This window comes from Acinetobacter sp. G18 (assembly GCF_052660225.1).
In genome coordinates this window covers 2060326-2075493 of sequence record NZ_CP109658.1, presented here as the reverse complement: position 1 = coordinate 2075493, position 15168 = coordinate 2060326, and the positions used below count along the sequence as shown (strand labels likewise).

The following is a 15168-nucleotide window of genomic DNA, read 5'->3' as shown; positions in this document are numbered from 1 at the left end:
TGATTTACTTATGCAAAAAAAAGCTAAGCAATGCAAATATTACTTAGTTTGTTTTATTTTTAATCATTATTTCTAATAAAGAGATTACTTTGATGGCTTGAGTGGATTAATTAAAAGTATCAGAGCAAAAGTTAAAGGTGTTGCAAATATCCACCAGCTAACAAAACCAATAGATAAACCATTTTTTCTGATAAGAATAAATCCGCTCAAAACAAACAACAGACAAGCGGATATTCTTAACAATGAGTGAGATTTCTGAGCTAAGGTTTTGAAATAACCAGTTGATTTCGGTGATCGATATTTCTCGCTCGATATGAATAGTAAATACATACCTAGCACAGTCAGGGTAAAAACAATAATCATCATGAATTCACCTCAATATTTAACTTACTCAGTTTCTTTTGAATTTTTTGTGTAGCTTTATGCTGAATAGGTCTAATTTTGCAGAATATGAAAAGTGCTAAAGCTGCAAATATCCATAAAAATACGTCTATACGTGCAAACGTCCAATAGTCGCTGAGGCTTTGAATGTAATTATATTTGATTAAATAACTTAGATTTAAGATTGGAAGTACAATACAAAGCAGAATAAAAATACTCAATTGAGTTCGCCACAAATGCTGCTTTTTAGTGATCAATGCAATAATTAGGCTCATCAGCCAGACTAAAAAGAAGCTATAAATTTCATAATTGATTGTAGTTATAGTGACGGTAAACAATCGATTCGCATATAAATAAGCAAGTGTTGCACAAGGCAAGCCTACAAATGTGGCAACATTTAAACGGTCAACTAAATAGTGCCCGAAATGAAACTTAGTATTTTTATTTTGAAGTTGGCGTTTAAGGCTCCAAAGTAACAAGCCAGACGCAATCATCACACAACCTAAAATGCCTGAGAAAAATAATCCTAAGCGAAGTAAAGGTTGAGCAAAAGTTGCCATGTGCAAACCATATACTCCCGCATAAAGTGTGGCAACGGCACTATGATTACGTGTATCACTTAAGACTTTGCCAGTTGTAGCATCTAGGATGATTTGCGCTTGATTACGAGTAATGGAGCGGTCTTCTTGCTGAATAAATGTAATTTGAGCCTGATTCGTATTTGGGTTTTTAACACTCATAGTTGCTAAAGTTTGATTTCCCCAGCGTTGTTCAAGTTGAGCTAATAGTTTTTCGATGGATAGATTTTGCGCAGGATGCGGAGCATTACTTTCTGAGGCTGTTTTGCTACGTATATCATTGAAATATTGATATGGATTATCTGGATAGAGTTTTTGCATTCCCCAAGGTAGATATAAATAGAAGAAAATAGCTAAGCCTGTAAAAGTAATAGTCAAAAAGAAGGGTAATGCAAGTACAGATGATACATTATGAAAATCTAGCCATGACCGCTGAGACTTAAAGGTGCGTAAGGTAAAAAAGTCGGTAAAGATTTTTTTATGGGTAATAATGCCTGAGACTAAGGCGATTAACATAATAAAAGCTGCTAAAGATACAATTAGCCGTCCAATGAATATCGGAACACCAAAAAGTTGATAGTGAAAACGATAAAAGAAGTCACCACCTTCGGTTGCCGAAAGTTTTAGTTCTTGACCTGTGTTTGCATCGAGTGTGGCATTGCCATAACCACCGTCAGGTTTTTCCCAATACATGGTGTTAACGGGGCTTTCTGCGGTAGCAACAGTTAAATACCAAGACTTGGCATCTGGAGCATGTTTTTGTAAATATTGATATGCTGTTTTAACTGCTACATCTTGTTTTATTTCGTACTGTGCAAGTGCTGGTTGCATCCATAAATTAATTTCATGGCGGTAATACGACAAACTTCCCATTAAAAAAATAGCAAATACGAGCCATCCAAAAATTAATCCAGTCCATGAATGTAGCCATGCCATAGATTGGCGTATACCTTTATGCATAACTCACCATCCGTGTCACAAAAAAGAAAAGAAGACATAACGCGATTGATAGCCCAGTGAGTTTCAAAAGTGATTGAATGCAGAAACCTATAATCACGAAAAGTACATAAAACAAAATAGAGATAAATGCTGCCAAATAAATGGCTTCAGGTTTGTCTAGGGTCAAATGAAAAATGCCAGTAAGACCAAGACTTAAATAAGCCATACAGGCATAACCCATACCGAAAACGACTAAGAATCGATAGAAAACTTTTATGCGATATGACATAGGGAGACTTAAAGTTTTGGACATCTTTACTGGCACATAAAAAATAGAAAGAAAGCCAACACCTAAACTGGAGTTGGCTACGCGATTAATATTTAAACTTTACAGCAACTGTATAGTTAGCTGAGGGTCCATAAAAACCTTGACCATTCGGGAAACTATACAAATATTTCTTATCGAAAATATTATTACCGTTGGCTTGAAGCGTAATGTGGTTATTCACCTCATAGCTCGCCATTAAATTCACTAAGGCATAGGAATCTTGTTTAATGGTGCTGTTTGCTGTCGAGTCATATAGTTTCACGGCGTCTTGCCATTGTAGCCCTGCACCAACTTTCAGCTTAGGTAAAACAGATGGTGTATAGGTCGTCAGCAAGTTAAGGGTTTGGTTCGGATTATACGTTCTCGCTTCACCACCATTTTTAATATCTTTAATACTAAATTGAGCATAGCCAAAAGCAAGATTGACGTTATCAGTGATTTGACCTGATAAGCCAACTTCAACACCTTGTGATTCTAAATCACTGGTTGGTACTTTTCGGTTAAATGGATTTCCGTCTGAGTTGCGTAGCGGATAATTATTTTGCTCAGTTTTAAATACTGAAAAAGTACCTGTTAAACGGTCGTCTAGCCATGAGCTTTTAACTCCCATTTCATAACTTTTACCCTCAACAGGTTTTAAAGCTTGATTGGTATTTTGGTCGATACCAGTTTGCGGGCGGAAAATAGACGTATAGCTCATATAACCTGTATATTCAGGCGTAAAGTTATAGGTTAGGCCTGCATAGGGAGAAACTTTACTTTCACTATACTCCATGGGTGAACCATAGCTTTCGCCTTTACTCTCGGCTCGCACATAGTTTGCGCCAAGCAAAAGTTTTAAATCTTCATTGAGATGTAAACGTGTAGCTGCATAAATTGAATCTATATTTTGCGTATAGTTCGCTGCTTCCGTGAAATCTGACCACGTTATAGATTGAGGTGTCCAGCTTGCCCAATTTGTAGTGGTCGAATTGATAACATTGGTGTCGTTAATTTTTCCCGTAGATTGATTATCATGCTGACGACTACGTACATAGTTATAGCCTAAAGTTGCTTCATGCTCTCGATTAAAAAGTTTATAAGTTCCTTCAAGATTAAAATCTATAGCATGTTGTCCTTGATGCTCTTGACCACCCCATGGTGTCAAAGACACTCCTGAACCATCAGCTTTTGGATAACCATAATAGTAAAGAAGGCGACTATTATGTTTACTATCAAGATAGTTATAAGTCAGCTTAGCTGCCCATTGATCATTAATTTTCTGTTTTAATTCAACAAAAGCATTTTGCGTTTCATTATCCCAATGTGCCCAGTCAGGGTTTGGGTTATAGGAGCGATCATAAGAAATTTGTTTACCACTGGCATCAAGTAAGGGTAGAGCACCCCAATTGTTTGCATTCGGTTTATTTTTTTCTTGGCTATAACCTACGGTAAGTAACGTGGTATCTGTTAAATCAGCTTCAACAATACCAGCGAAACCATTTTTTTCTGAAGAATATCGGTCAAGGTATGAGTCACCAGTTTGTTCATAGCCCATAATGCGACCACGGACTTTTCCACTCGGTAGAATTGAGCCAGAGACATCAGCCTCATAACGCTGAGTGTCCCAAGACCCGTAACTTATACCGCCGCTTGCTTGAAATTCTTGAGTTGGGCGTTTTCGAATATTGTTGATAGTTGCACTTGGGTCACCAAATGCATTCGTTAAAGAGTCAGCACCTTTAACGACTTCTACACGATCATAAAAATAAGTATCAGGATTGGTGTTGTTGTAGTTATAACCTGAGAGGGGAAAACCTACGCCGTCAGTCAATATATTTGAAATCTCGAAACCACGAGCCATATAAGTAGTTCGCTCGGTTTCCTGATTGGTAACTGTGACTCCGGGTGTGTTGTTTAGAACATCTCGGGTGCTGGTAAGGCCAAAGTCCTCAATTTGTTGACGAGTAACGACATTGATAGTTTGAGGCGTTTCTTTTGCTTCTATATTAAGCTTGGTTGCACTACTAGAGTTTTTAACATTATATGCTTTTGTTTGTTCAGAAGACTGCTCAGCATTGGATGCTTTAACTTGAATCGTCTGTAAAGATTGCACATCTGTGTCTTGAGCATAAGTGAGATTTGCGTAACAAATCGCGCAAGCGATTACAGAAAGTTTAAATGGTCGAGGTGGGAAGGTCATAATAGTAAAGATAATGTAAATAATTCTCATTTATTTTATTGTTTGTAAATGTAAGCTACAATTCAAATTGCATTGTTAATTTTGATTAAAATATAGTGAATGAGTGTAATTCTAGATTATGGCGTGCGGAGGTAGACTTTCGCCAGCATGTATCTAGCAAGTTCAAGATTAATAAACCTCTATGCTAGAATGCATTATTTCAAATTCTTGGGTAAACCGACTTGGCAAATCGAAAACTTAAAATAGGCATTGTAGTTGGGGAAGTTTCTGGAGATACGCTAGGTGTCAAACTTATGCGTAATTTCCGTGAGCAAGGAATTGATGCTGAGTTTGAGGGAATCGGTGGATCCCAAATGATTGCTGAAGGTTTTAACAGTTATTACCCGATGGAAACTCTATCTGTGATGGGGATTGTTGAGGTATTAAAAGACTTAAAAAAATTGTTCTCCGTACGAGATGGTTTAATTAATCAATGGACTCAGCATCCGGTTGATATTTTTATTGGTATTGATGCACCTGATTTTAACCTCAGACTTTCAAAAAGTATTAAAGTAAAGAATCTTCCAATAAAAACAGTTCACTATGTCAGTCCATCTGTTTGGGCGTGGCGCCAAGGACGTGTTCACGGTATTAAACAAAGTATCGATTTAGTACTTTGCTTATTTCCGTTTGAAAAAGTTTTTTATGAACAATATGAAGTTCCAGCGGCATTTGTGGGTCATCCATTAGCTAGACAATTACCACTTGAAAATTCAATTCAAATTGCCAAACAGCAATTAGGCCTTAATGAAAATCAAAAGCATATTGCTTTGTTACCAGGTAGCCGTAAAGGTGAAGTAGAGCGACTTCTTCCTATGTTGCTGGGTGCTGCTAATATTTTGCATACCAAATATCCAGACATCCAATTTTTAATTCCGGCAATTAATGATGCCCGTAAGCAACAGATTGAGCAGGGTGTTCAACAACTAGCACCTCATTTAAAGGCTTCTATTCATATTTTAGAAAATACTGATAGTGAATCTAAAATTGGCCGTATGGTCATGAATGCAAGTGATATTATTGCGTTAGCTTCTGGAACGGCGACTTTAGAAGCCATGTTAATGCATAGACCGATGGTCACTTTCTATAAGTTGCATTGGTTGACCTATATAATTGCTAAGCTTTTGGTGAAAATTCCTTATTATTCTTTACCGAATATTATTGCGGGTAAGAAAGTCATTGAAGAGCTGATTCAGGCCGATGCAACACCGGAAAATTTAGCTGCTGAAATAGAAAAACTGATGAATGTTGAAACAGCTCAAATTCAAGTGATGCAACATTTAACTATGCATAAACAGCTAATTTCTGGGAATACAGAAGATCCGGTACAGGCCATTTTGCAATGTTTGAATCGTTAATTTTTAAGATTTGATTGGCTAATTGCTTTTAATCCTGCCAATGAAAATTTTTTTAAATGTTCAATTAAATCATGCAATGGCATCTGAGCAATATTTTTAAGCGGCTCAGGTGCTTGAGCATTTGGTCCAGCAATAATGAGCATCATGCAAGGCGTCATCACGCTTAAAATACAAGGCAAAACAGCTGGATCATTTTCATTTAAACCTGCAAATTGACTAATGAGCTTACGAATAAGAAAAAATTTTCTCATACCTGCAAATTCAATAAAACTTAATAAGTGCTCAGAAGGTGAAAAGAGTTCACGAATAAAGACTTTGCCATGCCATAGGTGTAAGAGAATTTTTGTGGGTTATTGTTCTTATCAGTTTTAAACTTGTTAAGTTATTAAATTTAAATAATAAATTTTTTTATTATGGAGCTTTGATAGTCCAGCCAATGCTAACAACATCTATGCAAATCTTACCTAATCTAAAGAAAAAGTATACCTTTTAGTGTACCTTTTTTGAGTCAAAAGTGTGCGAAAGGTTAACTTAAATCTTCACGGTTGCCATCTGAAAAATTGAAACTGACTAGCAAAAGGATTCCAAAAATGAGCAAGGAAATAAACAATAAAAACAAAGTAGCTTTATCAGACCGTGCAATAGACAAGATGAAGGTCGGAGATCCAGATAAAAGTGATATTATTGCTGTAAAAATAGGGTTTTTCATAAATTTTCATATTTTTAGTAAGTCTAATCTAAACAACTTTTTTGAAATAAAATCCACAAAAGCCCTGATTTTGGGAGAAAGATGACGGTTTGACGGCCATAATGCCCAGAACTGAACGAGTTCCTGTTCTGCATTATTTAATACAATTTGAAGTTTTCCCTCTTCGAAAGCTTTATGCACCAAGAAATCAGGCATGTAAGCAATCCCGTGTCCATCAATCGTAGCAGTCAATACGGCCTCCATGTTGTTAAACGTTAAGATAGTTTGTAGCCGTAGTTGTGACCAGAGGGGATCGGCTGACATCGTCCATGCCATGAGCTTCCCAGTATTTGGAAAGCGATAACGTATGCAGTCATGCTGTTCCAATTCAACAGGTGTGCGTGGGATGCTCCTACGTGCAAGATATGCAGGCGCTGCACACAATACGTGACGACACGTTCCTAGCCGCTGCGACATAAGTTTAGAATCTGGCAGATCTCCACTACGTATGACAATATCAAAACCCTCCTTAATGACATCGACAAGTTGGTCATTAAAATCAATGTCTAGCTCAATTTCTGGATAAAGTCTGCGAAATTCAGGTAGCTCAGGAAGTAAGAAGTGGTAACCGATGGTTGGCAAGCTTAATCGTAACTTACCACGTGGTGTCTGGATGGCATGCGACAGCATGGCCTGTGCTTCGTCGAGATCGTCCAAGATCGATCGACAACGCTGATAGAACATCTCACCTTCAGTAGTCAAATGAACTTTGCGCGTGCTGCGCTGAAACAATCGTACTCCCATCGCATGTTCAAGCTTAGCAATACTTTTACCCACAGCAGATGCGGACACACCGAGTGAACGGGCAGCACCGACAAAGCTGAGTGCTTCAGCTGTTTTTACAAAGTAGACAATTCCATTAAAGCTATCCATGAAATACCCGATTAATTATAGAATTTTATTCCATTATAAGTGGAATTGTATCGTATTTATCTAATATTAAGTCGAATTTATACTCACCATAGCAATTCACTCACTGAATCCATTCTTCTCAGAAAAGATATTTCTATGACAAATACGACTTTCAACACTGTCCGCAGCAAAGTACTCATTCTGGTTTCGATCTGCCTTGCTGCGGTAGTTCTGCCATTAAGCTTTACCGGAGGAGTAGTTGCAACACCTTTGATTGGCCATACTTTGGGCGGTAGTGCCACAGCCCTTACATGGATCACCAATGCTTTTATGTTAAGTTTTGGCAGTTTATTAATGGCCACTGGGGTCTTGGCCGATAAGTTTGGCCGGAAACGTATGTTTATTCTAGGCATGACCTTATTCATTATTACTTCGCTGGTTTTAAGTATGTGCTCGACTGTAGTATGGCTTGATGCATTACGTGCCATACAGGGAATCGCTGCAGCGGCAGCGCTGTCTGGTGGTTCGTCTGCGCTGGCACAGGAGTTCGAGGGACATGCGCGTACACGCGCTTTCAGTATGCTAGGCACAAGCTTTGGGGTAGGCCTTGCTTTTGGTCCTTTAATGGCTGGTGCATTAATTGACATATTTGGTTGGCCATCAATTTTCTTTGCAATTGCAGGCATTGGTACTGTGGCACTGATTTTGGGAATGTCACAAATGCGTGAAACACGTGATTCCGATGCGGCAGGATTTGACTGGTTAGGTATGCTGACCTTTACAGGGGCCTTGTCACTTTTCACATTTAGTGTCATTGAGGTGCCTGAAAGTGGCTGGACGAGTCCAAAGGTGATAACTTTATTGATTGCTTCATTGGTTTTGTCAGTCATCTTTATTTTTATTGAACTACGGGTGACGAAACCAATGCTTGATCTCAGTTTATTTCGTTATCCACGTTTTATAGGTGTGCAGATGCTGCCTATCGGAACTTGCTATTGCTATATCGTGTTGATTGTATTATTACCGCTGCGCTTTATTGGAGTTGGTGGTTATTCTGAAATCGAAGCAGGTCAGTTGATGCTGGCTTTATCGGCACCATTGCTCGTGATCCCCATGCTGGTTGCTTCGTTGACACGCTGGATCTCAGCCAGTGTTCTGTGCGGAATTGGTTTTTTAATCGCTGCCATTGGGCTTTACTTGCTTGGCTTGATCAATGATGGTCACTCTGGGTATGCTGTCATCATTGCAATGTTACTTATTGGGATTGGTGCTGGTATGCCGTGGGGACTCATGGACGGGCTTGCAATCAGTGTTGTGCCTAAAGAGAGGGCAGGGATGGCGACTGGTATTTTTAATACCACGCGAGTTGCGAGTGAGGGTGTTGCGCTAGCCATTACCGTAGCTTTGCTGTCGACTTTCGCTAGCATGAAGCTACAGTTTTTATTATCAAATGGTGCGAGCTCTGTTACAGCTTTGCGAATCACGGAAGCGTCACAGCATATTGCAGTAGGTGATCTCTCTTCTGCATCTGTAATGTTGCCGGAGATAAGTCACAACCTTCTTCTTTCGAGTTATACCAATGCGTTCCAGAGTCTGACTCATGTTTTGATCATCATTACTCTCTTGTCTGCTGTTATTGCCTTCTTTTTCCTGAATCGCACATCGCATACGAATTGCGGTTATTCAGACAATGAGCATATTGAATCAAAGTCAGACACGATATGACTGGGGGATCTCACCAAACGTCACTACCTTAAGCCATCGTCAAGAACAGATTCGTTTTCTGAAGGTAGTGATGCTGAGTGGACTCTTACCTCAAATTATGCAGAGTCTCGACTTTGTTGTCATTCGGGCTGCCGACTCGCATAGCCGCTGCTACCATTCGTGCAACTGTTTCAAGATGCTGGTTGTCCGACGATCCACCAATGACTACCAGTCGCCAATAAAGTGCCGAGACCATGAAATCGGCTGCTGTCTCAATGTCAATTGTCTGTGGCACTTCACGACGTGCGATTGCGCGATCGATAAGAATCATAACTCGCTTGCGTCGGGCTTCAATAAAGGGCTGAATCGCGGCTTTCAATAAAGGTTCGCGTTCAGTTTCAGCATGGAGATCAATCAAAATCCGTCGGATGAGTGAGTGGCGCAAGACTCGACTAAGAGAGCACAAGAAAGCAAGCAAATCTGCCTCAAGGGAACCCTTATCAGGCAGATCGGTAAATCGAATCCCTACTTTTGATAGTAGGTCACTGGCCATATTAACTTTTGAAGACCAGCGTCTATAGATCGCAGCTTTTCCAGCCCCTGCATTCTTAGCAACTCGTTCAAGGCTGATCGCTGCGAAGCCTACTCGCGCCCATTCTTTAAAAAAAGCTCGAGTAAGGGCGTTAGTGACATCCGCTTGAAATACAGCAGCACCCGCAGGACGTCGCGTAACCAAATTATTATCATCGGAACTATTGCGTTCCATCGTAATGTCCTCTACATTAAATGTGGTGGAACGATTGCGTTCCGCTTAGGGAAAGCATAGCTGATTATTGATCTATTGAATAGTTTTATGATCCTAATGCACTAGGCTTTTTTTAGCGTAGTCTCAGGGCTATACAGAATCATGGATTTTCAAACTAAGCACCATTTTCCCGCACATATTGGAGAGCAGTCCATGAAAGTTGCATTCAAAGATGATTCATTTGCATTTGAGTTTGTTCGTAATCTGGGTTTTGTCTACTACGGTGGATCAGATATCGGTGAAATGATAGCAACCGCAGAGCGCATCACGGAAGGAGATTTTGAAAGTTGGTTCGCGGAGTGGGATGCACTTGCACGTCGGATTTTGTTAAGGGCCGACGCGAGTTTTAGCGCAGGTCATTTGGAAAGTGCGCGTCAAGGTTATTTACGTGCCTCAACCTACTTTCGGCTGGCCGAGTTCTATCTACATGGCAATCCTAGCGATCCCCGTATTCTGTCAGAGTCGAGGGCATCGCAACAGGCATATGCCGAAGCTGCGAAGCTTAGTGGCTCAACTTGGGAACCCGTGGAGATTCCCTATGAAGGAACCACACTCCCTGGTTATTTCTACAAAGTAGATAATTCGGGTAAGCCGCGCCCGACCTTGATCTTTCATGGTGGCTATGACTCAAGTTTGGAAGAACTTTACTTTGCCGCTGCGGCTGCGGCAGTACAACGGGGCTATAACTGTTTGACTTTCGATGGTCCAGGGCAAGGTGCACTTATTCGTGAGCAAAATCTTCCCTTCAGACATGATTGGGAAGCGGTGGTGACACCTGTCGTGGATTATGCGTTGACCCGCCCTGAAGTGGATGGTAATAACTTGGCACTGATGGGGATGAGCCTAGGTGGTATTCTTGCTGCACGGGCTGTGGCTTTTGAACATCGGTTTCGTGCAGCGATCTTGTTTGATGGCGTGTATAGCTTCGGTGAAAGTGTTCGAGGTGTACTGCCGAAAGAGGCCGTTGCTGTTCTTGATGCCGGAGATTCTGCAAGATTTGGGCAAATCATCGGCACTGCCACACAGCACAATACCAATCTACGTTGGGCCATTACTCAAGGTCTTTGGTCATTTGGGGCTTCGAGTATTAGCGACTTTTTGAGTAAATCAGAGCAATTTACGCTAGATGGCATCATAGAACAAATCAAGTGTCCAACTCTTGTGCTTGAAGCTGAAGAGGATATGTTCTTCGCGGATCAGCCGCAGAAAGTTTATGATGGATTGAAGTCTGCAAAGACTCTGTTTCGATTCACTAGAGAAGATGGTGCCGAAAATCACTGCCAATCGGGTGCTTTTGCTTACTTACACGAAGTCGTGTTCAATTGGTTGGATGAAACGCTCAATCTGCATAATCAAACTATAAAAGGGTAGAGAATAGTTTGCTGGGTGAGACAAGGATGCGTTCGTTGAACTCTTTGTTTAGCCCATGCGTAAACGGCAAGAAAAAAAGTGTAGGTAGGAATTGACCATCTACCATTATAGTTAAAAGGTACGTGGTCAAATCTGGCAGAAACGTTGGGTCAAGTCCAACTGGAAGGAGTAAGCAAGTTGAGTAGGATTTTGTACATATTTCATGATCAGCAAAAATAAGCCCCATGAAGCATCTACATTAATATTTTTTTATTTAAAGGTCCTTTTTTTAATTAATATATAAATTATGACGCACTCTAATATTCAGAATGCTTTTCATAGTTTGCGCAAATTTATGGCTATTGATTGGTAGTTTAACTAAATAACTAATATACTGTCATTAATAGTAAATATTTGCTTTTTTTATTATAGGGGTAGAATAAAATTGATTTTGAGTTTTGTTTTTTTATTGAAATCAATCTTTAGAAGATAATATAATAATATTATTTTATTCAAGTTATAAAATTGATTTTTGTTTAGTGGTTAAGAATAAATTTACTGTCCTAGAATACTAACTAATATTAAAAAACTTGAAGGGTCAAAAAATAATATATTTATATAAGTGTATATTTTAATTAAATTTAAAAAAAACTTTTATAAAACAATTATAGAAGATCCCCATGCCAAACATCTTTTTCAGTTAACTTATGCAGCAAAGTTTCAAGTAATAAGCTCAGCTTTTCTTCTGGTGAGTGAGTGCTCTCGACAAGTTCTAGTAAGTATTGTTCATCTAGATAGTGGGCATGCGCTTCCACCAAAACTGCTTGATATAGTCCATCTCGACCATCAAAGTGATAATTAATTGCAGCTAAATCGACATTGGCAGCGCTAGCAATTGTTTTGTTTGCTGTCTTTGCAAAACCATATTGGGCAATTAGTGGTCCTGCTGCCTCAATAATTTTAGACTTGGTTAAGTCACCATCACTTCGTCTAGATCTGGACATGTTTAAACCTAATTTTCATCCACCATAAAAGTATATCTTTTATTCAAAGATTGGAGTAATTTAAATTTAAATTGAATTTAAACTAAGAAAATTTGAATTTAATAAGAAGGATAATAAGATGAATAAAAAAGTGATTGCCATAGTCCTAGTTATTTTAGCTCTGGTTATCATCAGCTTCTGGGTATGGAAATATAATAATAAGAATCAAAAAGATAATGATTTAACTCTATATGGAAACGTGGATATTCGCCAAGTTTCCCTCGCATTTGAACAGTCTGGCCGTATAGAGAAACTCTTAGTTCAAGAAGGCGATAAAGTTAAAGCAGGTCAAGTACTGGCGACCCTGAATACCAATTCTTTAGAAATTCAGGCTAAGCAAGCTCAAGCACAACTTAAAGCTCAACAAGAGGCAATTGTTAAACAACAAGTCGGAGCTCGGCCAGAAGAAATTAGTCAAGCAAAAGCACAACTTGCTTCTACACAGGCTGACTTAGATAAAGCCAGTAAAAACTTGCAAAGGTTGCAAATATTGGTGAACAGTACCGATGGTCGGGCAATAAGCCAACAAGAGCTCGACTATGCCAAAAGCAATCAATATAGTGCTGAAGCAGCAGTCCGTGAAAGACAAGCTAATTTAGAATTGATCATTAAAGGGGCTAGACAAGAGGATCGGGAAGCAACCAAAGCACAATATGACGCAACCAAAGCTAATTTAGATCTAATCAACTATAACCTTAGTCAAGCTGAACTAAAGTCTCCTGTAAATGCAGTGGTACGGGCACGGTTACAAGAAGTTGGAGATATGACCACTGCGCAAAAGGCAGTTTATACATTGGCTTTGACTGCCCCTAAATGGGTTCGTGTATATGCAAATGAAAAAGATTTAAGTTCCATTCATATGGGGGGTACGGCACAGGTCATTCGAGATTCTTACCCAAATCAACCTATCAATGGAAAAATTGGCTATATATCTTCTGTGGCTGAGTTCACTCCTAAAACTGTACAGACTGATGAGATAAGAACAACTCTAGTTTATGAAGTTCGGGTTTATGTAAATGACCCGAATGATCAATTGAAAATGGGTCAACCAGTGACTGTAAAAGTACCACTTGTTTCAGGTGAGAAAGCTCATGACTGATAATAATGTAGTGGTTCAAGCCCATCATTTATCGATGACTTTTAAAGGTGAAAATAAAAAGTTAGCAAATACTAAGGCAATTGATGATTTGAATATGCAAATCAATAAAGGAGAACTTATTGCTTTAGTTGGCCCAGATGGCGCAGGAAAAACAACTTTATTAAGATTAGTTGCTGGACTATATAAAGCTACTTCAGGTTCTCTGAATGTGCTTGGGTTTGATATCGATAAACATCCTCAAGCTGTACAAGACCGTATTAGTTATATGCCACAACGCTTTGGGCTATATGAAGACTTAAGCGTACAAGAGAATTTAGATTTATATGCTGACTTACACGGCGTTCCAAGGGAAGTACGTAGTCAAAGATTTAAACGTTTATTGGAAATAACGGATCTTACTCAATTCACTGAGCGTCTAGCTGGGCAACTTTCTGGTGGTATGAAGCAAAAACTAGGTCTGGCATGTACTCTAGTTCGTTCACCAGAGTTATTGTTACTTGATGAGCCTAGTGTTGGAGTAGACCCTTTATCAAGACGAGATTTATGGATCATTATTGAACAGCTTGTTCAAGAGGAAAGCTTAAGCGTTATTATAAGTACAGCTTATATGGATGAAGCAGAAAAGTGTGACTACGTGTATATCATGTATGAGGGCAAAATTTTAAAGCAAGGTTCACCTGAGCAATTAAAAGAAATAGCGCATGGACAAACATGGAAAGTAAAGTTTTCAGAGCAAATTAAGGCACGGACTTTACAAGCTCAATTGCTTGGAAATTCTGTTGACATTATTGACGCTGTTCCAAAGGGTGAACAAGTAAATTTTATCGGTCGCCAAAAAGAATTATCAACAGATATTTTACCTCAGGGGCTAGTCGCTCATAGGCGATCAGCAGAACTTGAAGATGCGTTTATGATGTTGTTGCAGCAGACTCAAAAGCAACGAAAACTAGTATCTGTTCCTGAGCAGAATTTTCAATTAGAACAAAACAATCATTTGAAATCAGAACAACCCGTCATTGTGGTTAAAGATTTAGTTAGAACCTTTGGTGATTTTACTGCCGTTGCCAATACATCATTTGATGTAAAGCGAGGCGAAATATTTGGATTACTTGGGCCGAATGGCGCGGGTAAAACCACAACATTTCGGATGTTATGTGGATTGTTACCAGCAAGCAGTGGGTATCTAGAAGTTGCTGGTAAAAACTTACGTACAGCTCGTGCTGAGGCCAGAGCCAAAGTGGGGTATGTCTCTCAAAAATTTGCGCTTTATAGTAATTTAACAGTTTTGGAAAACTTAAAGTTTTTTGGTGGGGCCTATGGATTAACTGGCAAAAAACTAAATCAACAAATTGATAAAGCCTTACAGCAATACGATTTAAATCCAAATATTAAAAGCGGTGATTTACCAGGTGGTTATAAACAGCGCCTATCTATGGCTGCTGCACTATTACATGAACCAGAAATTTTATTTTTAGATGAACCTACGAGTGGTATTGATCCACTTGCACGCCGCTCATTTTGGTACAGCATTGGTGAGCTGGCAAATCAAGGGATTACTATCATTATTACCACTCATTTTATGGAAGAAGCAGAATATTGTGACCGCATTGCAATACAGGATGCTGGAAAGTTATTGGCCTTAGGTTCACCACAACAAGTACGCAATTTAGCCAGTCAAGATAAGCATGTTGGTGATATGAATGAGGCTTTTATAGCGATTGTGGAACAAGCACGTGCATTAAGGCACGCTGTTTAGGAGGTC

Annotated in this window: 11 protein-coding genes and 2 pseudogenes; 5 read left to right on the top strand and 8 right to left on the bottom strand. The window is 39.2% G+C overall.

The window, feature by feature from the left end; genetic code table 11:
- Positions 1–84: 84 nt before the first annotated feature.
- From NE363_RS09915 to NE363_RS09900, 4 genes are all read right to left on the bottom strand, one after another.
- On the bottom strand, positions 85–366 hold the full coding sequence (locus NE363_RS09915) for a DUF1634 domain-containing protein (protein ID WP_151683042.1): 282 nt from the start codon (positions 364–366) through the stop codon (positions 85–87).
- A complete protein-coding gene (locus tag NE363_RS09910) occupies positions 363–1919 on the bottom strand; it encodes a PepSY-associated TM helix domain-containing protein (protein ID WP_445534958.1) in 1557 nt (518 codons plus the stop codon). The genes NE363_RS09915 and NE363_RS09910 overlap by 4 nt, the downstream gene beginning before the upstream one ends.
- The gene (locus NE363_RS09905) at positions 1912–2211 is read right to left on the bottom strand and encodes a hypothetical protein (protein WP_445534957.1); all 300 of its coding nucleotides are present in this window, start codon (positions 2209–2211) and stop codon (positions 1912–1914) included. The genes NE363_RS09910 and NE363_RS09905 overlap by 8 nt, the downstream gene beginning before the upstream one ends.
- A 61-nt stretch (positions 2212–2272) precedes the next feature.
- Positions 2273–4408, bottom strand: a complete 2136-nt coding sequence (locus tag NE363_RS09900) for a TonB-dependent siderophore receptor (RefSeq protein ID WP_445536376.1) — start codon at positions 4406–4408, stop codon at positions 2273–2275.
- A gap of 221 nt (positions 4409–4629) precedes the next feature.
- Here NE363_RS09900 and lpxB point away from each other — a divergent pair, with 221 nt between their 5' ends.
- Complete coding sequence (gene lpxB, locus NE363_RS09895; RefSeq protein WP_445534956.1) at positions 4630–5805, top strand: lipid-A-disaccharide synthase; 1176 nt, start codon at positions 4630–4632, stop codon at positions 5803–5805.
- On the opposite strand, the pseudogene NE363_RS09890 reads toward lpxB, so the two are convergent.
- Positions 5802–6134 (bottom strand): annotated as a pseudogene (locus tag NE363_RS09890) (CerR family C-terminal domain-containing protein); the annotation flags it as partial. The gene lpxB and the pseudogene NE363_RS09890 overlap by 4 nt on opposite strands.
- 386 nt (positions 6135–6520) lie before the next feature.
- Entirely contained in the window at positions 6521–7426 is a 906-nt protein-coding gene (locus tag NE363_RS09885) for a LysR family transcriptional regulator (protein WP_445534955.1), read from the bottom strand.
- A 135-nt stretch (positions 7427–7561) separates the two neighbouring features.
- Between NE363_RS09885 and NE363_RS09880 the strand changes: the two genes are divergently transcribed.
- Entirely contained in the window at positions 7562–9130 is a 1569-nt protein-coding gene (locus tag NE363_RS09880; protein ID WP_445534954.1) for an MFS transporter, read from the top strand.
- Positions 9131–9215: 85 nt separating this feature from the next.
- Here NE363_RS09880 and NE363_RS09875 read toward each other — a convergent pair whose 3' ends face one another.
- Positions 9216–9875, bottom strand: coding sequence for a TetR-like C-terminal domain-containing protein (locus NE363_RS09875; RefSeq protein WP_445534953.1), 660 nt, complete (start codon positions 9873–9875; stop codon positions 9216–9218).
- Positions 9876–10016: 141 nt separating this feature from the next.
- On the opposite strand from NE363_RS09875, the gene NE363_RS09870 reads away from it, so the two are divergent.
- On the top strand, positions 10017–11285 hold the full coding sequence (locus NE363_RS09870) for an alpha/beta hydrolase family protein (protein ID WP_445534952.1): 1269 nt from the start codon (positions 10017–10019) through the stop codon (positions 11283–11285).
- A gap of 656 nt (positions 11286–11941) precedes the next feature.
- On the opposite strand, the pseudogene NE363_RS09865 reads toward NE363_RS09870, so the two are convergent.
- Positions 11942–12268, bottom strand: a pseudogene (locus tag NE363_RS09865) (TetR/AcrR family transcriptional regulator); the annotation flags it as partial.
- 118 nt (positions 12269–12386) lie between these two features.
- Here NE363_RS09865 and NE363_RS09860 point away from each other — a divergent pair.
- Both NE363_RS09860 and NE363_RS09855 read left to right on the top strand, forming a co-directional pair.
- Positions 12387–13406, top strand: a complete 1020-nt coding sequence (locus tag NE363_RS09860) for an HlyD family efflux transporter periplasmic adaptor subunit (RefSeq protein WP_445534951.1) — start codon at positions 12387–12389, stop codon at positions 13404–13406.
- Positions 13399–15162 carry an ATP-binding cassette domain-containing protein gene (locus NE363_RS09855; RefSeq protein ID WP_445534950.1) on the top strand — a complete coding sequence of 588 codons (1764 nt, stop codon included), beginning with the start codon at positions 13399–13401 and terminating at the stop codon, positions 15160–15162. Before NE363_RS09860 ends, NE363_RS09855 begins: the two co-directional genes overlap by 8 nt.
- The last annotated feature ends 6 nt before the right edge of the window (positions 15163–15168 follow it).

Coding starts and splice junctions, on each gene's coding strand:
- NE363_RS09915 (WP_151683042.1), bottom strand. CDS start 366: ATGATGATTATTGTTTTTACCCTGACTGTGCTAGGTATGTATTTACTA.
- NE363_RS09910 (WP_445534958.1), bottom strand. CDS start 1,919: ATGCATAAAGGTATACGCCAATCTATGGCATGGCTACATTCATGGACT.
- NE363_RS09905 (WP_445534957.1), bottom strand. CDS start 2,211: ATGTCCAAAACTTTAAGTCTCCCTATGTCATATCGCATAAAAGTTTTC.
- NE363_RS09900 (WP_445536376.1), bottom strand. CDS start 4,408: ATGACCTTCCCACCTCGACCATTTAAACTTTCTGTAATCGCTTGCGCG.
- NE363_RS09885 (WP_445534955.1), bottom strand. CDS start 7,426: ATGGATAGCTTTAATGGAATTGTCTACTTTGTAAAAACAGCTGAAGCA.
- NE363_RS09880 (WP_445534954.1), top strand. CDS start 7,562: ATGACAAATACGACTTTCAACACTGTCCGCAGCAAAGTACTCATTCTG.
- NE363_RS09875 (WP_445534953.1), bottom strand. CDS start 9,875: ATGGAACGCAATAGTTCCGATGATAATAATTTGGTTACGCGACGTCCT.
- NE363_RS09870 (WP_445534952.1), top strand. CDS start 10,017: ATGGATTTTCAAACTAAGCACCATTTTCCCGCACATATTGGAGAGCAG.
- NE363_RS09860 (WP_445534951.1), top strand. CDS start 12,387: ATGAATAAAAAAGTGATTGCCATAGTCCTAGTTATTTTAGCTCTGGTT.
- NE363_RS09855 (WP_445534950.1), top strand. CDS start 13,399: ATGACTGATAATAATGTAGTGGTTCAAGCCCATCATTTATCGATGACT.